The sequence below is a fragment of the Micromonospora sp. NPDC048835 genome (assembly GCF_040649995.1).
GTDB lineage: Bacteria > Actinomycetota > Actinomycetes > Mycobacteriales > Micromonosporaceae > Micromonospora.
In genome coordinates, this window is sequence record NZ_JBEZGM010000029.1 from 1 (window position 1) to 19660 (window position 19660).

The window sequence follows — 19660 nt, forward strand, 5'->3', positions numbered from 1 at the left end:
CACCCGCTGCCTCAAGCGCTACATCGCCCGACAGCTCTACCGCACCATCACCACCCACCACCGCACCCCTTGACAACCTCACTCACAGATCGGCGAGGTGGGAGGCGCAGCGCGGGGCTCGGGCGCGGCTCGGGGCGCGGGGGGTGACTATGTCGCGACTCGCCGGGTTGGGGCGAGTGGGGCGGCGGTGGGGCGGGCACGACATGATTGGTGGCGCGGGGAACGGCCGTAGCCCGCATCATGGAGGTCGGCCGACGAACGACAGGAGTGAGGTAGCCGGTGGACCCGCTCGATCGCATCGACGAACTGATCGCCATCCTGGAGCAGGCCCGCTCCGTCCCGATGTCGCGCAACAACTGCATGGTCGACCGGGGCGAGATGATCGCCGCCCTCGATGAGATGCGCGCCGATCTGCCCGCGGACCTGCGGCGCGCCGCCGCGCTCCTGGAGGAGCGCGACAAGATCATGGACGCCGGCAAGCGCGAGGCGGACCGGATCATCAGCGAGGGTGAGGCAGAACACGCCCGCCTGGTCTCGGTGAACGAGATCACCGTGTCGGCCGAGCACGAGGGCGCCCGGATCATCGGCGAGGCCCGGGCCGAGGCGCAGCGCCTTCGTGAGGAGGTCGACGACTATGTCGACACCGCGCTCGCCAACTTCGAGCAGTTCCTCACCCGGGCGCTGGCCTCGATAGAGCGCGGCCGGGACAAGATGCACGCACTGCGGGAGATCGGCACCTTCGCTGGGGATGAGGCCGAACGCCCGCTACCCTTCTGAGCGGCACCTCACCAGCCGACTTCTCAGGCGGGCGTCGCCCCCGGTTCGACGGTCCGGCGGTCGCCCAGGTAACCTTTTTTGTCGGCCTCTCACCGGCCGGAGTCTAACTATGCCCAAGCACTCGCCATCGACACTCAACCCCAGGTCGCCGCTGGTCCTCGACACGAGGGAACTGCCGCGTCGTCCTGGCGCGTTGCGTGAGGTCCAGCGGGTCGTGTCGGCACCGGCGGACCTCGGTGTGGAGATGATCGGCGTGCCGGAGGGCGCAGACCTCGACCTCGATCTGAGGTTGCAGTCGGTGTCTGAGGGCGTGCTCGTCACCGGGACCATCACCGGTCCCGTCCGGGGCGAGTGCGGCCGCTGCCTGCGCGAGATCAACGACTCGATGGGCGTGACGATCCAGGAGCTGTACGCGTACGAGGACAGCACCACGGACGCCACGACCGACGAGGACGAGGTGGGCCGGATGCAGGGCGATCTGATCGACCTGGAGCCGGCGCTGCGGGACGCGTTGGTGCTCACGCTGCCGACCAACCCGCTCTGCCGGGAGGACTGCCCAGGACTGTGTCCCGAATGCGGGGCGCACTGGGACGATCTGCCGGCCGACCACAGTCACCAGCAGATCGACCCGCGTTGGGCGGGCCTGTCGCAACTGACCGTTACAGAGGAGTAAGAACCGTGGCCGTCCCGAAGCGCAAGATGTCGCGCAGCAACACCCGGTCCCGCCGGGCGAACTGGAAGGCGACCGTGGTCGCGACCGTTGCGTGCCCGCAGTGCAAGTCCCCGAAGCTGCCGCACGCCGCCTGCTCCGTCTGCGGCACCTACAACGGCCGCCAGGTTCTCGAGGTCTGACCTGGACGCCGAGTGACGCCCCCGACCTCGGGTCGGGCGGCACGCGCATCCTGGCATTCGCCCGGTGCCCCGGCTCCCTCCGACGCCGGCCGGCCCACTCCGGCCGGCGTTCCAGCGGAGCCGGGCACCGCGCGGATCGCCGTTGACCTCCTCGGCGGGGACGACGCTCCCGCCGTCGTGGTTGACGGCGCTCTGCGGGCCATGCGCGCCGACCCTGACCTGCATCTGCTGCTCGTCGGTCCGACCGAGGTCGCCGACGGGTTGATTGCCGCCCTCGATCCGGCGCAGCGTTCCCGGATCACGGTGCGGCCGGTCCGCGATGTCGTCGGCATGGCCGACCATCCCAGCGCCGCCCGCGCCGAGAGCACCGTCCGGGCCGCGGTCACCGCCGTCCGGGACGGCACGGCCGACGCCCTGGTCTCCGCCGGTGCCACCGGTGCCACCGTCACCGCCGCCGTGCTCGGCCTCGGCCGTTCACCGGAGATCCGCCAACCCGCCCTGGCCGCCACCCTGCCCGCCGTCGCCGGGCCGGTGGTGTTGCTCGACGTCGGCGGCTCCCTGGAACCCCGCCCGGCCACCCTCGCCCGGCACGCCGTGCTCGGTGCCGCGTACGCGGCGGTGGCCCACTCGATCGCCGCGCCGCGGGTCGGGCTGCTCTCGGTCGGCACCGAGGCCGGCAAGGGCGACCGGGTCCGCCGCGCCACCGACCCACTGCTCGCCGTCGAACCGCTGCCCGGCGGGGCACGCTACGTCGGTCTGGTCGAGGGGTACGACGTGGCCCTCGGCGCGCGCGCCGATGTGGTCGTCACCGACGGCTTCACCGGTAACGTGCTGCTCAAGGCCATTGAGGGCGCGTACGCGATGGCCGGCGGCCCACCTGCCCAGGGCGGCGCACCCCGCGCGGCCGCCCTGTTGGGCGTCGCGGGGACGGTGGTCGTCTGTCACGGGTCCGCCCGCGCCGACGACGTCGCCTCCGGCATAGCTCTCGCCGCTCACCTGTGGCGGCGGCGCGCCACCGATCTGGTCACCGCGTTGCTCGACCGCGGCGCCGCGACCGATCGCACCGATCGCTCCACCGACACCGAGGTACGCACATGAGCAACGACAAGCGGCGGCGGGTGTCCGTCGGCCATCTGGAAGCCGCCTTCGGAGTGAGCCTGGAGCCCGAACTGCTCCAGCGCGCGTTGACCCACCGCTCGTACGCGTACGAGAACGGCGGGCTGCCCACGAACGAACGGCTGGAGTTCCTCGGCGACTCGGTGCTCGGCGTGGTGATCACCACTGCGCTCTTCCACAACCACCCGGACCTGCCCGAGGGGCAGTTGGCCAAGTTGCGGGCCAGCGTGGTCAACATGCGGGCGCTCGCCGACGTGGCCCGCGGTCTGGGCCCGGACGGGCTCGGCGCGTACCTGCTGCTCGGTAAGGGTGAGGAGACCACCGGCGGCCGGGACAAGGCGAGCATCCTCGCCGACACGCTGGAGGCGCTGCTCGGCGCGATCTACCTCCAGTACGGCCTGGACACCACGGGGATCGTCATCCACCGGCTCTTCGACCCGCTGATGGCCGAGTCGGCCGGTCGCGGGGCCGCCCTGGACTGGAAGACCAGCCTCCAGGAGTTGACGGCGGCGCTCGGGCTCGGCGTGCCGGAGTACCGCATCGAGGGCACCGGCCCGGACCACCTCAAGACGTTCACCGCCTGGGTGGTGGTGGCCGGCAACCGGTACGGCGGCGCCGAGGGGCGCAGCAAGAAGGAGGCTGAGCAGCGGGCCGCCGAGGCCGCCTGGCGGACGCTCGCCGAGCAGGACGGTCGAAACGGCGACGACGGCCAGACCGGCGGGGCCAGCCAGAACAGCCAGGAGCAGCCGGTCGACCGGGACGCGGCCGACCCGGACGAGCCGTTCGGGCCGCTGGAGCGCGCCGAGCGGGCGGCCGAGGCCGAGCAGGCCGACCACCTGGCGCAGGCGTTGCCGGCCGGGGGTGCCGACGGTCACGAGACGGGGCGGCGGCGTGCCTGAGCTGCCCGAGGTGGAGACCGTCCGGCAGGGGTTGGCCCAGTGGGTCGTCGGCCGGCGGATCGCCTCGGTCGAGGTCCGCCACCCGCGAGCGGTCCGTCGGCATGTCCCAGGCGACGTGCACTTCGCCGACGTGCTGGCCGGCCGGACGGTGCTGGACGCCCGCCGCCGCGGCAAGTACCTGTGGCTGCCACTGGACAGCGGTGACGCGATCGTCGGGCACCTCGGCATGTCGGGTCAAATGCTGCTCCAGCCGATCGGCACGACTGACGAGACCCACCTTCGGGTCCGCTTCCGGTTCAGTGACGACGGTCCGGAGCTGCGCTTCGTCGACCAGCGCACGTTCGGCGGGCTGGCGGTGAGCGAGGGCGGCGCCGAGCTGCCCGACGAGATCGCGCACATCGCCCGCGACCCGATGGACCCGGAGTTCTCCGACGCGGCGTTCGTCGCGGCGCTGCGTCGCCGGCACACCGAGGTGAAGCGGGCACTGCTCGACCAGACCCTGATCTCCGGGGTGGGCAACATCTACGCCGACGAGGCGCTCTGGCGCGCCAAGCTGCACGGCGGACGACCCACCGACGCGCTGACCGGCCCGGCCGCGCAGCGCCTGCTCGGCCACGTCCGCGACGTGCTGGCCGAGGCGATCAGCGAGGGCGGCACCAGCTTCGACGCCCTCTACGTGAACGTCAACGGCGAGAGCGGCTACTTCGACCGGGCGCTCAACGCCTACGGCCGCGAGGGCGAGCCGTGCCGCCGGTGCGGCGCGGCGATCCGCCGGGAGGCGTTCATGAACCGGTCCTCGTACAGCTGCCCGCACTGTCAGCCGCGGCCCCGGGGTTCCCTTCGGGGATGACCCGGAGCCGGCTCGGGGGCGACGCCGGCGGGTCGCGGCCTGCCGGTCCGGGCGGAACCCCCGGTGTACGCCCGGAACGCGGCCGACCCCCGACGAAGGCACCCTCCTTGCGGGTCTGCTGGTTCCAGGGTGGGCACGGGTCGATCCCCGATGTGAGCGCCTCGTCACGCACCTAGCGTCAGCACCGTTGACAGGGGGTTGACGTGACAGGGGGACCCGAGATGGGCAGAAGACCGGTGACGGTGCGGCTGGCGCGGTGGAGCGCCGAGCACCCGTGGCGTGCGATCGCACTGTGGGCGGTGTTCGTCGCGGTGTGCTTCGTCGGCGGCAACGCCGCCGGACTCAACGAGGCCACCAGCGGCGACCAGGCGATCGGCGAGGCGGGGCGGGCCAGCCTGATCGTCAGCGCCGGCGACTTCGACGACCCGGCCGTGGACAACGTCCTCATCACCTCCCGGGCTGGCGCGCTGAACCAGACGGCGGCGAAGGTGGCGGCCGACGACGCGGCAGCCCGGTTGCGTACGGTCGCCGGGGTGGCCGGGGTGGGTCAGCCGATGCCCGCGCGGGACGGCTCGGCGCTGCTGCTGCCGATCACCATGTCGGGCGACCCGGAGACCGCCTCGGAGCGGGTGCAGCCGCTGCGGGACGCCACCGCCGCCGTGCAGGCCGCGCATCCCGAGCTGCGCGTCGAGCAGGTCGGCGGGCCGTCGATCGGTCAGGCCCTCGACGACACGCTCGGCAAGGACTTCAAGCGCGCCGAACTGCTCAGCCTGCCGGTCACCCTGGCGATCCTGATCATCGCGTTCGGCGCGCTGATCGCGGCGAGCGTGCCGGTGCTGCTGGCACTCTCCTCGGTTGCCGCCGCGATGGGTCTGTCCACCCTCGCCTCGCACCTGGTGCCGGCGACCGACACCACGGCGCCGGTGATCCTGCTGATCGGCATGGCGGTCGGCGTCGACTACTCGCTGTTCTACATCCGCCGGGAGCGGGAGGAACGCGCCAAGGGCCGGTCCGGTCTGGACGCGGTGGAGATCGCCGCGGAGACCTCCGGGCACGCCGTGGTGGTCTCCGGCTTCGCGGTGATCATCTCGATGGCCGGGCTGCTGCTCGCCGGCGACGTGGTCTTCTCGTCCCTCGCCATCGGCTCGATCCTCGTGGTGGCCGTCGCGGTGATCGGCTCGCTGACTGTCCTGCCCGCCCTGCTGGCCCGGCTCGGCCGCTGGGTGGACCGGCCCCGGGTGCCGTTGCTCTGGCGACTGACCGCACCGCGTACCGGTCGGCACGGCCAGCCCCGCGCACCCCGGCTGTGGCCGGCGGTGCTCCGGCCGGCGCTGCGCGCGCCGGTGGTGACGCTCGTCATCTCGGTCGGGCTGCTGCTCGCACTTGCCGCGCCGGCGCTCGGGATGAAGCTCAAGTTCCCCGGCATGGAGGACCTGCCCCGCACGACACCGGCGATGCAGGCGTACGACCGGCTCACCGCCGCCTTCCCGAGCGCGGGCACCAATCACGTGGTGGCCGTCCGGGCGCCCGCCGACCAGGCCGACCGGGTACGCGCCGCCCTCACCGACCTCTCCACCCGGGCGTCCGGCGATCCGCTGTTCGCCCCGGCCGAGGCGGACGGTCCGAAGATCGAGGTGTCGGCCGACCGGCGGGTCTCGGTACTTGACGTGCCCACCCCGTACGCCAGTCGGGACGACCGGTCGGTCCAGTCGTTGGAGAAGCTGCGTGGGGACCTGGTCCCGGCCGAGCTGCGCGACATCCCCGGCATCGAGTACGCGGTGGGCGGGGGCGTGGCCGACAGCGAGGACTACGCACAGCACGTGCGGGACAAGTTGCCACTGGTCATGGGCTTCGTGCTGGTGCTGACCTTCCTGGTCATGGCGTTCACCTTCCGGTCGGTGGTGATCGCGGCAAGCTCGATCGCGCTTAACCTGCTCTCCGCCGGTGCCGCGTACGGCCTGCTGGTGTTGATCTTCCAGGGCGAGTGGGCGCAGGGGCTGCTCGGCTTCACGTCGATGGGCGCCATCGTGTCCTGGCTGCCGCTGTTCCTGTTCGTGGTGCTGTTCGGCCTGTCGATGGACTACCACGTCTTCGTGGTCAGTCGGATCCGCGAGGGCGTCCGGTCCGGCATGGCCAACCGCGACGCAGTGTCGTACGGGATCACCTCGTCGGCCGGGGTGGTGACCAGCGCGGCGATCGTGATGGTCGGCGTCTTCTCGATCTTCGCCACGCTGAGCACGATCGACATGAAGCAGCTCGGCATCGGCCTGGCGGCGGCGATCCTCCTGGACGCCACGATCATCCGGGGAGTGGTGCTGCCGGCGTTGATGACCATGCTGGGCGACGCCAACTGGTGGACCCCGCGCTTCCTGCGCCCCCGCCCGGCCCCCGCCCCCACCGATCCGCCGGCCCCCACCCCCAACCTGGTCCCAGTGCCCTAACCCGGAAGTAGACCTACTTCCTCCCGATTAGGGCCGCATCGCGCAGCGGAGCGACAAGGACCAACCCGCGCCCCTGCCCCCGCCCTGAACCCCCGCCCCGCCCCGCCCCCGCCCCCGCCCCGCCCCCGCCCCGCCGATCTTGCACTTTCTGTCGCGACGAATCGGAATGAAACCGGCAAATCGAGGACAGGAAACGCAAGATCGCGGGGGCGAGGGGCGAGGGGCGAGGGGCGAGGGGCGGGGGTAGGAGCGAGGGCAGGGCGGGTCGGGGTGGGTCGTCAGGGGAGTGGGCAGGCTTCTCTTGACGCGTCCAGGGTGCGGTCTTTCCGGATCGACGCGAAGCCGTAGCCGACGGTGGTGACGCAGAAGTCGTCGGTCGAGCCGGTGTACTCGACGTGGAAGACCGGCTTGCCGGCGTCGCTGAACGGCAGCAGCTTGGCGCACTGGCCCAGGCGGACGCACTCCTCGTTGACCGCGAAGTCGAAGTCCGGTGCCAGCGCGGCGAGCTGCGGCACGTCGTTGACCAGCCCGGGGGAGAGGCTCAGCGAGCGGGCCAGCTCGGCCAACCGACGGTTGAACAGCAGTTGGTCGTCGAAGTCGAGTGGAAAGCCGCTGCGGGCCGCGTACCCGTCGGCGTCGAAGAGCGCCACCGCGCCGAAGCCCTTGCCCCGGCAGAGCCGGAACCGGTCGGCGAGCACCGGCCGGAGCGCGTCCCAACTCCGGACGTCGAGCCACCGGCTGTCGGGGAGGCGCCCGGGCGCGCCCCGGACGATCTCCGGAAACCGGCTGGCGTCCGGGTCCGTGGAGCGGACCGAGCCGACGTGCACCTGGCAGACCAACCGTCGGTCCCGGGAGCGCAGCTCGGCGGTCTGCGCGGCGGTGGTGGCCACCGGGTCGAGCAGGAAGACGTCGGCGTCCACCGCGGCGTCGAGCGGGCCGCTGAGCTGCCACTGCCACTGCCAGTGTCGAGCCTGGGCCGCCGGCCACGCGGTGGGCGCGCCGGGTGGGGTGAGCGCGGGTCGGCACCCGTACGCCGGTGCCACCAGCAGGAGCGCGACGCCGGCGGACAGGACGCGACACAGCGGGCGTACGGCGAGGCATCGCCGCGGCCGGATCCGCATCGGCAGCTCCCGGGTCCAGGGCGACCCGTCGCCGCCCGTGCCGGTACGCGGCCCCCACGCTCCGGCCCGACGTACCTCACCGGGTCAAACGAGCGCGGGGGCGGGAACGACGCGCGGTCAGCGGGGCGCCGCGAAGACCTGCGTCCAGTACGGTCCGTTGCTGTTGGCGATGCCGACGCCGATCTCGGTGAACGCGCAGTTCAGGATGTTCGCCTTGTGGCCGGAGCTGTTCATCCAGGCGTCCATCACCGCGGCCGGGGTCTGCTGGTTCCAGGCCACGTTCTCGCCGTACGTGCGCCAGGTGTAGCCGACCCGGTCCAGGCGGGTGCCGGCGTTGCTGCCGTCGCTGCCGGTGTGCGACATGTTCTTGTTGTCGGCCTGGTCCTGGCTGTGCCGCTGGGCGGCCGTCATCAGCTTGGTGTTGATGCTCAGCGCCTTGCAGCCAGCCTTCGCCCGTTCGGCGTTGACCAGGTCCACCACCTCGCGTGCCTGTGCGCTGACGGAACCGCTGGAACCGCCGGAGCCGGTGGAGCTGCCCCCGGTGCTGCTCGGCGCGCTGCTGCGGGGGACGCTGCGCCGCGAGGCGGCGGTGCTGCGCGACGCCGCCGGCGTGGGCTTGACGACCTTGCTCGGCGACGGGCTCGGAGACGCCGGGCTGGGGATGGTGGACGGGGAGGGCGCGACGAGGGTGTCCAGCGTCGGTTCCTCGGTCGGCGCGGCCGAGCTGGCGAAGGTGTCGTCGACGGCCGTCGGCTGGGCGGCCCCGTCGTCACCCCCGGGCAGCGTGAGCGCGCCGACGCCGAAGCTCACCACGAGGGTGGCCGCCGCGGCGGCGCCGCCGATCATCAGCGGCCGGCGCCACCGTCGGGGAGAGCGGTGCCGTCCCTCGCCGGGCCGCCCGGGTTCGGTCGCGCCGCGCCAACCGTCGGTGGTCTCCGGGTCTGTGTCGGTGTGCCAACCGCCGGGCGTCTCAGTGCGCCAGCCGTCGGGCGTCTCGGTGCGCCAGCCGTCGGGCGTCTCGGTGCGCCAGCCGTCGGGCGTCTCGGTGCGCCAGCCGTCGGGCGTCTCGGTGCGCCAGCCGTCGGTGGTGCCCTGCGGCGTGCGGCCGTCGTCCCAGCCGTCGGCCCCGCTCTCCGGCGTCTGGGCCGGCCAGGCGGCGGTGTGCGCGTCGGTCGGCCCGGCGGGGGCTGCCGGCTCCGACCGGGGGCCGCCGGTGGGCTGCTCGCGGTGCCACTCGTCCTGCGGCTGGCCGGGTTCGTCGCCGAACAGGTAGGCCGAGCGGGGCTCCGGGCGGTCGTGCAGCCAGGCCGGCTCGTCGGTCGGTCCCCCGGCGCGCCGGGGGGCGCCGTTCGGGTCCATCGGATCGGTCCAGCCGTACACGCCTATGCCTCCAGGGGTTGGTTGCGGGCCGGGCTGACGCTACGGCGCGCCTACGACCTGCGGCAACGTGGCTAAGAAAGAGTTAAGGGGAAGTCGGACGCCAGGGTGCGGACTTCCGCGTATCCGGGCGTACAGTAAAGGTGTCCGGACAGAGAGTGTCCGTGCCTTGCGGCAGCCCCCCCGACAAGTGGACAGGTCGACGTGGAGATGATCTACGGCCTGCGAGAACTTGACGAAGGAGGGGTTTGCGGCTCAATATATAGGTGTCGCCAGTCGCGCCCGGTCATGCCCAGATACAGCCTGGAATGACAGCCGCGTACAAATGGGCGCGCGTTTGGCCGGCCTTTCCGGCAGCGCATATCAAGGAGTCAGCATGGCGAAGGCCCTCTACGGCCACGTAGGTGCAGCGCCCGACCGGCGTCTGCTCGACGAGGTCACCCGACTGCGTTCCAGGGTTCAGGCGCTGGAGTTCGAGATCACGCGTCTGCGTGCCGACAATGATCGGCTCGCGGCGGCTGCGGCGGAGGCGGACGATCTGCTTCGTCTGGCCGAGCCGGCGCTGACCTGATCTTCACGTCGCACAAAACTGAATCGCACCACCGCAAAAATGCGCGCCGACACCTTCTGTGCCGGCGCGCAACACTGTCCGGCACCTTTTCGTCCCCGACGATTTATGATCTTGCGGTGGGTCGCCCGGGAAGCGCGCCTCGCAGTTAGCGAAAAGCGTGTCGGCGGATAAGCCGATCATGAAAGGCGCTTGTCTTTCTCGTGGCTGACGGAACAACGGCGCGCCCCCGGTCGACGCGACGCCGGGGCGGGTCGCGTGCCGGCCCGCTTCCACCGCCGGGTTAGTCTGCGAGTTCACCCAGGTCCCCACAGCCGGCGACGGTTCGGCGGCCACCGGACGAGGATCGAGTAGGTGTATCTCAAGAGCCTGACCGTGAAGGGCTTCAAGTCCTTCGCCTCCGCCACGACGTTGAAGCTGGAGCCCGGGATCACCTGTGTGGTGGGCCCGAACGGCTCGGGCAAGTCCAACGTCGTCGACGCCATCGCCTGGGTCCTTGGCGAGCAGGGCGCCAAGGCGCTGCGTGGCGGCAAGATGGAGGACGTCATCTTCGCCGGCACCGCCGGCCGGGCGCCCCTGGGCCGCGCCGAGGTCACCCTCACCATCGACAACACCGACGGCGCGCTGCCGATCGAGTACACCGAGGTCTCCATCACCCGCCGGATGTTCCGCTCGGGTGAGAGCGAGTACGAGATCAACGGCAACTCCTGCCGGTTGCTCGACATCCAGGAGCTGCTGTCGGACTCCGGCATCGGCCGGGAGATGCACATCATCGTCGGGCAGGGCCGACTCGACGGCATGCTGCACGCCAAGCCGGAGGACCGTCGCGCGTTCATCGAGGAGGCGGCCGGCGTCCTCAAGCACCGCAAGCGCAAGGAAAAGGCCCTACGCAAGCTCGACGCGATGCAGACCAACCTGAACCGCTTGACCGACCTCACCGCCGAACTGCGCCGTCAGCTCAAGCCGCTGGGCCGGCAGGCCGAGGTCGCCCGGCGTGCCGCCGCCATCCAGGCCAACCTGCGCGACGCCCGGTTGCGCCTGCTCGCCGACGACCTGGCGACCCTGCGGACCACCCTGGACCGGGAGATCGCCGACGAGACCGCGCTGCGCGAGCGGCGCGAGCAGATCGAGGGTGAGCACGCCGAGGTGCAGGGCCGGCTCGGTGAGTTGGAGGCCGCCCTCGCGGAGGACGCGCCGCTGCTCGCCGCCGCCCAGGACACCTGGTACAAGCTCTCCGCCCTGCAGGAACGCTTCCGCTCCATCGAGCAGTTGGCCCGGGAACGGCTGCGACACCTCAGTGCCACCGGCGACGACGAACGGCCCGGCCGCGACCCGGACCAACTGGAGGCCGAGGCGGAACGCGTCCGCGAGCAGGAGGAGGACCTGCGCGCGGCGCTCACCGACGACCAGATCCGGCTTGCCGAGGCGGTCGAGCACCGTCAGGAGCTGGAACGGCAGCTCGCCGCGGCTGAGCGCGAGCTGGTCGCCGCGGCCAAGGCCATCGCCGACCGGCGGGAGGGGATGGCCCGGCTGACCGGCCAGGTCAACTCGGCCCGGGCCCGGACCACGAGCGCCAGCGAGGAGATCGAGCGCCTCGCGATCGCGCACGCCGACGCGCTGGGCCGCGCCGAGCAGGCCCAGGCCGATCTGGACGCGGTGGCCGCCGAGTCCACCGAGGCCGACCGGGACAACGCGGACCTGGACGCCCGGCATGCCGAGGCGGTCGCCGTGCAGGAGCGGGCGCAGGCGAACGTCCGGTCGCTCAACGACGCCGAGCGGGCGGCGGAGAAGGACGCCGCCACCTGGAAGGCCCGGGAGGAGGCGCTCGCCCTGGGGCTGCGGCGCAAGGACGGCGCCGGGGCGCTGCTCGCCCGCGCCGGGGACGTGCCCGGCCTGCTCGGCAGCCTCGCCGGGCTGCTCACCGTCGCACCGGGCCACGAGGCCGCGCTTGCCGCCGCGCTCGGCGGCCTCGCCGACGCGGTCGCCGTCAGCGGGGTGGACGAGGCCGTCGAGGCGATGCGACTGCTGAAGATCTCCGACGCCGGCCGGGCCGGGCTGCTGGTCGGCAGCCCGGCGGGCCCGGGCATGACCGGTTCCGCCGACGCGCTACGCCCGAAACTGCCCGACGACGCCCGGTGGGCACCCGACCTGGTGGAGTGCAGCGCCGAGCTGCGACCGGCGGTGCACCGGGCCCTGCGGGACGTGGCGCTCGTCGACGATCTCGCCGCCGCCGCCGAGCTGGTCGCCAGCAACCCCGAACTGCGGGCGGTCACCCCGGACGGTGACGTGGTCGGGGCGTACGCGGCGGCCGGCGGGTCGGCCAAGGCCCCCAGCTACATCGAGGTGCAGGCCGCCGTCGAGGAGGCCCGGGCCAACCGGCTCACCGCCGAACGCGCCGGCCTGGAGCTTCGTGACCAGTTGGTCGAGGCGCGCGCCGAGGTGGCCACCGCCAAGGAGGCCGTGCAACACGCCGCGGCCGAGAAGCGCGAGGCGGAGAGCCACCGCAACGCCGCCGCTCGTCGCCTGGCCGAGCTGGGCGCGGCGGCCCGGTCGGCGAAGGCCGAGACCGACCGGCTCGGCGACTCCCGCTCCCGCGCCGAGGCGGCCCGGCAGCGGGACCTCACCGCCCTCGCCGAGTTGGAGGAGAGGCTGCGGCTGGCCGAGGAGACCCCGGTCGACGCCGAGCCCACCACCGAGGAGCGCGATCAACTGGCGGCCATGGTGCCGCAGGCCCGGCAGAACGAGATGGAGGTCCGGCTCGCCGTGCGTACCGCCGAGGAGCGGGTCTCCTCGATCGCCGGCCGGGCCGACTCGCTCGCCCGGCAGGCCACCGCGGAGCGGGCCGCCCGGGAGCGCGCGGCGGCCCGGCGGGCCGCCCGCGCCCGGGGCGCGGGCATCGCGAGGTCCGTCGCCGGTGGCGCCCGGGAGGCGTTGACCCGGCTGACCACCTCGATCGCGACCGCCGAGGAGCACCGCGACGCGGTCGCCCTGGAGCGCGCCGCGAGGGAGGCGGAGCTTCAGGAGGTACGCGGGGCGGCCAAGCGTCTCGGCTCGGAGCTGGAACGGCTGACCAGCCAGGTGCACCGCGACGAGGTGGCCCGCGCGGAGCAGCGGCTGCGCATCGAGCAGTTGGAGGCGAAGGCCGCCGAGGACTTCGGGCTGGACGTGGAGACGCTCGTCGCCGAGTACGGCCCCACCCAGCCGGTTCCGCCGACCGCTGTCGACGTGGCGGCGGCCGAACGCGACGGTCTGCCGGTGCCCGAGCCGGTGCGCTACGAGCGGCCGGTGCAGGAGAAGCGGGCCGCCAAGGCGGAACGCGAACTCGCCCTGCTCGGCAAGGTCAACCCGCTCGCGCTGGAGGAGTTCGCCGCGCTTGAGGAGCGTTTCAAGTTCCTCTCCGAGCAGTTGGAGGACCTGAAGGCCACGCGTCGGGACCTGCTCACCGTCGTCAAGGACGTGGACGAGCGGATCCTCGAGGTCTTCGCCAGTGCCTTCGAGGACACCGCCCGCGAGTTCGAGCAGGTGTTCACCGTGCTCTTCCCCGGCGGCGAGGGGCGGTTGATCCTCACCGAACCGGACGACCTGCTCACCACCGGCGTCGAGGTGGAGGCCCGCCCGCCGGGTAAGAAGATCAAACGGTTGTCGCTGCTCTCCGGTGGCGAGCGGTCGCTGACCGCGGTGGCCATGCTGGTGGCGATCTTCCGCGCCCGGCCCAGCCCGTTCTACATCATGGACGAGGTGGAGGCGGCCCTGGACGACGTGAACCTGGGCCGGTTGATCACGTTGATGGCACAGTTGCGGGAGAAGAGTCAGCTGATCGTCATCACCCACCAGAAGCGGACGATGGAGATCGCCGACGCGCTCTACGGCGTGACCATGCGCAGCGGGGTCACCCAGGTGATCAGCCAACGGCTCAACCGGGCCGACGAGGACGACAGGCGGCACGGCCGCGGCGAGGAGAACGGGTAGTGGCTCGGGAACGCGCGACGGCGCTCCTGCTGGATCTGGATGGCGTGCTGCGCCGGTTCGACCCGGCGGTCGCCGCCGGGGTGGAGCGGGAGTACGGCCTCGCCGACGGGGTGCTCACCGAGATCGCCATGCAGTGGGGTCGGCTTCAGCCGGTCCTCACCGGCCAGCTCAGCCACGCCGACTGGATGAGCAGTGTGGCGGACGCCCTCGCCGAGCCGGCCGGCGGCCCGGACCGGGCCCGTGCCGCGGTGGAGCAGTGGCAGCGCTACCGGGGTGAGGTGGACACCGAGGTGCTCGCCTTCGTCCGTGAGGTGCGCGCCGCCGGGGTCACCGTCGGCCTGGCCACCAACGCCACCGACCTGCTCGACTCCGACCTGGAAGCGCTCGGCCTGGTCGGCGAGCTGGACGCGGTCGTCAACTCGTCGGTCGTGGGTGTGCACAAGCCGGCCCCCGAGTACTTCCAGGCCGCCTGCGTGGCCCTGGCCACCCCACCGGCCCGGGTCCTCTTCGTCGACGACGAGGACTGGGCCGTGCGGGGTGCCCGCGCAGCCAAGCTGTCGGCGCACCGCTGGGGCGGCCACGCCGACCTGCGCTACCTGCGGGCGGCCCTGGACCACTGACCGCCTGTCACTCGCCGGTGACGCCGTCGATGCGTTCCCGGATCAGGTCCGCGTGGCCGTTGTGCCGGGCGTACTCCTCGATCATGTGCACGTACACCCAGCGCAGGTTGAAGGTGCGCTTCTTCGCGCTGACCTCGGTGAACGTCTCGTCGAGCGAGTGGCCGGCGGCGGCCTCCCGGGCCAACGCCACCTCGCGGTGGAAGATGGCGAAGTCGGCCGGCGCGTCGGCCGCGCTCACGTCGTGGTCGGCGTCCGGGTTCTCCGGGGTGAAGTACGGGTAGTCGACATGCTCGCCGGCGAAGTTCTCCCGGAACCACCAGGCCTCGACCTCGGCGAGGTGCCGGACCAGGCCGAGCAGCGTCAGCCCGGAGGGCTCCACGCTCGGGGTGCGCAACTGCTCCTCGGTCAGGCCGGAACACTTGAGCAGCAGTGTCTGTCGGTGGTAGTCGAGCCAGCCGTCGAGCATGGTGCGCTCGTCGCCGACGTACGGTTCGGGGGTCCGGGTGATCTCCGGTGCGGTCCAGGTCATGCGCGCATCCTGCCGGGCACCCCGGACACTTCGCGACGGGTTATCAGGGCACCACGACGACGGGCCAGCGGCCGGCGCGGACCAGCCGGGTGGCGACCGAGCCGACCAGGCGGTGCCCGGCCTGCTCGGACGCGCCGACCACGAGCATGTCGGCCTGGAACTCGTCGGCCGCCGCGCGCAGCTCGCCGTACGCGTCGCCGCGCCGCACCAGCAGGGTCACCGGGATGCCCCACTGCTCGGCCCCGCGCCGGCACTCCCGGCGCAGCTCGTCGGCCAGCTCGTCGTGGGTGCGCTGGACCGCGCCGGCGTCCATGCCGGGCACCAGGGAGGTCAGCCCGCTCGGCGAGCTGACGAAGACCACCACCAGGGCTGCGCCCTGGCGACGGGCCAGGCCGGCGGCGTAGGCACCGGCCCGCTCGGAGGTGCGGGTGCCGTCGACACCCGCCATGATCACCCGGGGCCCGTCCGTGCCGCGCTCGAAGGGCAGCGGTCGGGTTCGGGGGCCGTACTCCTCGCGGTCCGGTGCTCCCACGCCCATGGCTCTACCTCACCTCTGCTCGCCGGTACGGATCACGGGTGCGCCAGCGCCGGCGGCGACTGTCGATTCCCGCCCGACCTCGGCGGAAACCGGGCTGTCGTTGTGCTGACGCAGCGGCACCTCCTTGATGCAGAGCACCGCGATGAAGGCGATCAACGCGAACGGGGCGGCCACCAGGAAGATGTCACCGGCACCGTGGCCGTACGCGCTCTCGACGACAGCCCGCAGCGGGCCGGGCAGGGTGTGCACGTCGGGCAGGGTGCCGCCGCTGCCGGAGCTGGAGGCGGGGATGCCGAGCTGCGCCAGCCCGTCGGCGGTGTAGTCCTTGACCTTGTGGGCCAGCACCGCGCCGAGGGCGGAGACGCCGATCGCGCCTCCGAGGCTGCGGAAGAACGCGACCACCGAGCTGGCCGCGCCGAGCTCGTGGACGCTGACGGTGTTCTGCACGGCGAGGACCAGGTTCTGCATGGTCATGCCCAGGCCGAGGCCGATCAGCGCCATGTACACGCTGAGCAGGGTGAAGCTGGTGTCCGCGCGGAGCGTGCCCATCAGGGCGAAGCCGATGGTGAGCAGCGCTGTGCCGATCACCAGGTACCGCTTCCACCGGCCGGTCTTCGAGATGACCCGCCCGATCACCGTGGAGGCGAGCAGCAGGCCGAGGATCATCGGCAGGGTCATCAGGCCGGACATGGTCGGGCTCTGGCCACGGCTGATCTGGAAGTACTGACCGAGGAAGATCGACGCGCCGAACAGAGCCACACCAACCGCGACGCTGGCAACCACGGCGAGGGTGATCGTGCGGCTGCGGAACAGCCGCGGCGGGATCACCGGCTCGGCGGCCCGGGTCTCGACCCGGATTGCCAGCGCACCGAGGAGCACGGCACCGACGACCATCGCGGCGGTCTGCCAGGACGCCCAGGCGAACTGGTCGCCGGCGAGCGAGACCCAGATCAGCAGCAGCGAGACGGCCGCGGTGATCAGCGTGGCACCCCACCAGTCGATCTGCGCCTTCCGCTTGACCACGGGCAGGTGCAGGGTCTTCTGGAGCACGATCAGCGCGATGATGGCGAACGGAACGCCGACGTAGAAGCACCAGCGCCAGCCGAGCCAGGAGGTGTCCACGATCACGCCGCCGATCAGCGGGCCGCCGATGGTGCCGACGGCCATCACCGCGCCGAGGTAGCCGCTGTAGCGGCCCCGCTCGCGCGGCGCGATCATCGTGGCCATGATCACCTGGGCCAGTGCGGTGAGGCCGCCCGCGCCGACGCCCTGGAGCACCCGGCAGGCGATCAGCTCACCGGTGCCCTGGGCGAGGCCGGCAAGCACCGAGCCCAGCACGTAGATCCCCAGCGCGAGCTGGACGAGTGTCTTCTTGTTGGTCAGATCGGCCATTTTGCCCCAGATGGGGGTGGTCGCGGTGGTCGCGAGCAGGGCCGAGGTCACCACCCAGGTGTACGCGGACTGGCCGCCGTGCAGTTCGGTGATGATCCGCGGCAGCGCGTTCGAGATGACCGTGGACGAGAGGATCGCGACGAACAGGCCCAGCAGCAGGCCGGAGAGTGCTTCCAGGATCTGCCGGTGGGTCATGTCGACGGCGGCCGCCCGGGTGGGGACTGTGGCCTGGCTCATCGTGTCTTGCCTCCGAATGGAGTCGAGGTGGAACGGCGGCGGGCTGGTACGCACGGGCCGCCTGAGAGTTGCCTGAAGCAACCGTATGCCTGGTTGCCTGAAGCAACAACTTGTCGGACCGGCCCGCTATTCCCCGCCGCCGGGCGCTACTGCCAGGAGTCGTTGAACCGGCCGAGCAGCCGGGCGAACTCCTCGATGTCCCGCTCCGGCCAACCGTCCAGGGCACGCAGGAACTCGCCCGTTCGCGCCGAACGGGCAACGTCGAACCGACGCTGCCCCTCCTCGGTGAGGCTGATCTGGGCGGCCCGCCGGTCACTCGGATCGGGGTCGCGGTGGACCAGGCCGAGGACCTCCAACGCGTTGATCTGCCGGCTCAGCGTCCCCTTGCCCACGCCCAGCCGCGCCGCCAACTCGGTCAACCGGATCGACCCGCTGCGCCGCAACCAGAGCAGCAACCCGTAGGTGTTCGGCTCCAGATTCGGGTGCACCTCCCGGGCGATCTCCCAGGAGACCGCCCGGCCACGACGCAGCAGAGCGGTCAACTCGTGCTCGACCGCCCGGATCGGCTCCGGCAGGTGCTCGTCCACGGCGTAGAGACTACGGCGCGGCCGGCTCGTTGCCGCCGGAGAGTCGACGCCGCATCACCGGGCGTAGGTGCCCGTCCTTCGTGGTGCCCTCGATGACCACGTCGGCCCCGCGCCCGTGATGGGTCAGGGTGGCCACCGCGTTACCGAAGTACGGGCCGGCCAGCTTGCGCCAGCGCACCCCCGGTCGCCGGACGCCCGCCGAACGGGCAAGTGCCCGGGTGGCGCCGGCCGGACCGGCCGACCAGCCCATCTTCATCAGCGGGCGGATGCCCGCCGGCACCTGGTTGTGGATCGGTGAACAGGTGAGCTGGTGCACCGGAGTGACCACCGCCGGGTCGGCGAAGCGGGCCCGCGCCACGTACGAGTGGTGCACGTCACCGGAGAGCACGCTTATCGACGCCGGTGGGGCGTACGCCGGGCCGGCCCCGATCCGGGCACCGGACTGCCGCGGCGTGCCGGTGCCGATCCGGGCGAACGTCTCCGCGAGGGCCTCGAACGAGCGCCGGAACGCCGCCCAGTGCTCCAGGTCCAGGGCGCGGCGCAGCTTCTCCGCCCCGCGCGCCACCCACGGTCGGCGCGAGTCCGCGAGCTTCTCGTTCCACGCCTCGATGTGGTGGATGCCCTGCGGCAGCAGCCAGGGCAGCGAGGCGCCCACCACCAGGTGGTCGTAGACCCCGTGCGCCTGGTCGAGGAACCAGGACCACTCGCCGGGCGGCAGCATCGCCCGGCTGCTGGGCTCGAGCACCCGGCTGCACCGGTTGTCCAGCATGACCAGCCGGGTCCGGCCCAGATCCAGGGCGTAACTCCACTGGTACTGCACGGCGCGCCAGCGCTCGGTGTCGTGCGCCAGGTCGGACTCCTGGTCGACCCGGTGGCCGAACTCGCGCAGCACACTCGTGGCGTCCTCGGCGGCGGCGACCTTCGCGAAGACCGGATCGGCGAGGATCTCGTCCGGGGAGAGGTTGCCCAGGTGCTGGTAGACCCAGTACGAGGCGAGCCCGCTGCCGATCCGCTCCTGCCACCACGGCTGCTCGCGCACCTCGGCACGCCAGGCCGCCGAGGTGTTCCAGTCGTCGATGATCTCGTGATCGTCGAAGATCATCACACTCGGCACGGTGGAGAGCAGCCAGCGGATCTCCGGATCACGCCAGGACTCCAGGTAGAGCTTCGTGTACTCGTCGAAGCTGACCACCTGGTCGGCCGGCGCGCCCTTCGGCCGCCGCCGCCGTCGACGCAGCAGCCGGCGCACCGTGGGCGAGGTGACATCGGCGTAGACCTGATCACCGAGCAGCACCAGCAGGTCGGGCAGCGGGTTCGACTCCGGGTCCGCCATCAACCGTCGGGCGTACGCGTCAAGCGCGTCCGGGGGCAGCTTGCGGGTGGTGGCGTGCTGGGTCGTCTCCCGGCACGAACCGAAGATCAGATTGACCGGCTGGTCCTTGTCGTCGGCGGCCCGGGTGCGGATCACGCTCGGCGGGAACCCGCTGCTCGGCACCGGCCAGACCAACTCGTCGCCGACGAGCACCTCGTAGGTGGTCTCGCTGTCCGGAGTGAGCCCCTCCACCACCACGAGGGCGTAGTGGTGGTCGTACGCCGAGAAGGTGGGCGCGCTGCCGGTGGCGCCGCCGGCGGTGCGGACGGTGACCACGGCGGGCCCGGCGGTCTCCACCCAGATCGTGGCCCGGGTGTCCACCACTCGTCGCAGGAGTGGGCCGATGAGGAGGTGTGCGGCGGACATGGCGCGAGCCTACCGCCGGTTTCCGGGCACCTGCCGGGTGCGGTGCGGA

17 protein-coding genes are annotated in these 19660 nt (G+C 72.2%); 10 read left to right on the forward strand and 7 right to left on the reverse strand.

Annotated features, from left to right (window positions below; translation table 11 throughout):
- Positions 1-279 precede the first annotated feature (279 nt).
- The 7 genes from AB0C15_RS26870 (at position 280) to AB0C15_RS26900 (ending at position 6935) form a co-directional block, all read left to right on the forward strand.
- Positions 280-777: a hypothetical protein gene (locus AB0C15_RS26870; protein ID WP_196921503.1), complete on the forward strand. Its 498-nt coding sequence runs from the start codon at positions 280-282 to the stop codon at positions 775-777.
- Between the two features lie 109 nt (positions 778-886).
- Positions 887-1450, forward strand: a complete 564-nt coding sequence (locus AB0C15_RS26875; protein WP_357356434.1) for a YceD family protein — start codon at positions 887-889, stop codon at positions 1448-1450.
- Between the two features lie 5 nt (positions 1451-1455).
- Positions 1456-1629, forward strand: a complete 174-nt coding sequence (rpmF, locus tag AB0C15_RS26880) for a 50S ribosomal protein L32 (RefSeq protein ID WP_030335284.1) — start codon at positions 1456-1458, stop codon at positions 1627-1629.
- A 135-nt stretch (positions 1630-1764) separates the two neighbouring features.
- Positions 1765-2727, forward strand: a complete 963-nt coding sequence (locus AB0C15_RS26885) for a phosphate acyltransferase PlsX (protein ID WP_357356545.1) — start codon at positions 1765-1767, stop codon at positions 2725-2727.
- Entirely contained in the window at positions 2724-3644 is a 921-nt protein-coding gene (gene rnc / locus AB0C15_RS26890; RefSeq protein WP_357356436.1) for a ribonuclease III, read from the forward strand. Before AB0C15_RS26885 ends, rnc begins: the two co-directional genes overlap by 4 nt.
- Positions 3637-4494 carry a bifunctional DNA-formamidopyrimidine glycosylase/DNA-(apurinic or apyrimidinic site) lyase gene (gene mutM / locus AB0C15_RS26895; RefSeq protein ID WP_357356438.1) on the forward strand — a complete coding sequence of 286 codons (858 nt, stop codon included), beginning with the start codon at positions 3637-3639 and terminating at the stop codon, positions 4492-4494. Before rnc ends, mutM begins: the two co-directional genes overlap by 8 nt.
- A 221-nt stretch (positions 4495-4715) precedes the next feature.
- A complete protein-coding gene (locus AB0C15_RS26900; RefSeq protein WP_357356440.1) occupies positions 4716-6935 on the forward strand; it encodes an MMPL family transporter in 2220 nt (739 codons plus the stop codon).
- 278 nt (positions 6936-7213) lie between these two features.
- Here the strand turns inward: AB0C15_RS26900 and AB0C15_RS26905 are convergent, their stop codons facing one another.
- Together AB0C15_RS26905 and AB0C15_RS26910 are read right to left on the reverse strand one after the other, a co-directional pair.
- On the reverse strand, positions 7214-8056 hold the full coding sequence (locus AB0C15_RS26905; RefSeq protein WP_357356442.1) for an endo alpha-1,4 polygalactosaminidase: 843 nt from the start codon (positions 8054-8056) through the stop codon (positions 7214-7216).
- Between the two features lie 117 nt (positions 8057-8173).
- A complete protein-coding gene (locus AB0C15_RS26910; protein WP_357356443.1) occupies positions 8174-9436 on the reverse strand; it encodes a CAP domain-containing protein in 1263 nt (420 codons plus the stop codon).
- A 373-nt stretch (positions 9437-9809) separates the two neighbouring features.
- Between AB0C15_RS26910 and AB0C15_RS26915 the strand changes: the two genes are divergently transcribed.
- The 3 genes from AB0C15_RS26915 to AB0C15_RS26925 all read left to right on the forward strand — a co-directional run bounded on the left by AB0C15_RS26915 (position 9810) and on the right by AB0C15_RS26925 (position 14590).
- Positions 9810-10004 carry a hypothetical protein gene (locus AB0C15_RS26915; RefSeq protein WP_030487463.1) on the forward strand — a complete coding sequence of 65 codons (195 nt, stop codon included), beginning with the start codon at positions 9810-9812 and terminating at the stop codon, positions 10002-10004.
- 351 nt (positions 10005-10355) lie between these two features.
- Positions 10356-13970 (forward strand): chromosome segregation protein SMC, encoded by a 3615-nt coding sequence (gene smc / locus AB0C15_RS26920; protein ID WP_357356445.1) that lies wholly within the window; start codon positions 10356-10358, stop codon positions 13968-13970.
- Positions 13970-14590, forward strand: a complete 621-nt coding sequence (locus AB0C15_RS26925) for an HAD-IA family hydrolase (RefSeq protein ID WP_357356447.1) — start codon at positions 13970-13972, stop codon at positions 14588-14590. Before smc ends, AB0C15_RS26925 begins: the two co-directional genes overlap by 1 nt.
- A gap of 7 nt (positions 14591-14597) precedes the next feature.
- On the opposite strand, the gene AB0C15_RS26930 is transcribed toward AB0C15_RS26925, so the two are convergent.
- The 5 genes from AB0C15_RS26930 to AB0C15_RS26950 all read right to left on the reverse strand — a co-directional run bounded on the left by AB0C15_RS26930 (position 14598) and on the right by AB0C15_RS26950 (position 19611).
- Positions 14598-15119, reverse strand: a complete 522-nt coding sequence (locus AB0C15_RS26930; RefSeq protein ID WP_357356449.1) for a DinB family protein — start codon at positions 15117-15119, stop codon at positions 14598-14600.
- Positions 15120-15162: 43 nt separating this feature from the next.
- Positions 15163-15657: a universal stress protein gene (locus AB0C15_RS26935; protein WP_357356452.1), complete on the reverse strand. Its 495-nt coding sequence runs from the start codon at positions 15655-15657 to the stop codon at positions 15163-15165.
- 9 nt (positions 15658-15666) lie between these two features.
- Positions 15667-17286 carry an MDR family MFS transporter gene (locus AB0C15_RS26940; RefSeq protein WP_357356454.1) on the reverse strand — a complete coding sequence of 540 codons (1620 nt, stop codon included), beginning with the start codon at positions 17284-17286 and terminating at the stop codon, positions 15667-15669.
- Positions 17287-17432: 146 nt separating this feature from the next.
- Positions 17433-17873 carry a MarR family transcriptional regulator gene (locus AB0C15_RS26945; RefSeq protein ID WP_357356456.1) on the reverse strand — a complete coding sequence of 147 codons (441 nt, stop codon included), beginning with the start codon at positions 17871-17873 and terminating at the stop codon, positions 17433-17435.
- A gap of 10 nt (positions 17874-17883) precedes the next feature.
- Positions 17884-19611, reverse strand: coding sequence for an alkaline phosphatase D family protein (locus AB0C15_RS26950; protein WP_357356458.1), 1728 nt, complete (start codon positions 19609-19611; stop codon positions 17884-17886).
- Positions 19612-19660: the final 49 nt, after the last annotated feature.

Coding starts and splice junctions, on each gene's coding strand:
- AB0C15_RS26915 (WP_030487463.1), top strand. CDS start 9,810: ATGGCGAAGGCCCTCTACGGCCACGTAGGTGCAGCGCCCGACCGGCGT.
- rnc (WP_357356436.1), top strand. CDS start 2,724: ATGAGCAACGACAAGCGGCGGCGGGTGTCCGTCGGCCATCTGGAAGCC.
- AB0C15_RS26900 (WP_357356440.1), top strand. CDS start 4,716: ATGGGCAGAAGACCGGTGACGGTGCGGCTGGCGCGGTGGAGCGCCGAG.
- AB0C15_RS26875 (WP_357356434.1), top strand. CDS start 887: ATGCCCAAGCACTCGCCATCGACACTCAACCCCAGGTCGCCGCTGGTC.
- AB0C15_RS26950 (WP_357356458.1), bottom strand. CDS start 19,611: ATGTCCGCCGCACACCTCCTCATCGGCCCACTCCTGCGACGAGTGGTG.
- AB0C15_RS26935 (WP_357356452.1), bottom strand. CDS start 15,657: ATGGGCGTGGGAGCACCGGACCGCGAGGAGTACGGCCCCCGAACCCGA.
- AB0C15_RS26905 (WP_357356442.1), bottom strand. CDS start 8,056: ATGCGGATCCGGCCGCGGCGATGCCTCGCCGTACGCCCGCTGTGTCGC.
- AB0C15_RS26930 (WP_357356449.1), bottom strand. CDS start 15,119: ATGACCTGGACCGCACCGGAGATCACCCGGACCCCCGAACCGTACGTC.
- AB0C15_RS26940 (WP_357356454.1), bottom strand. CDS start 17,286: ATGAGCCAGGCCACAGTCCCCACCCGGGCGGCCGCCGTCGACATGACC.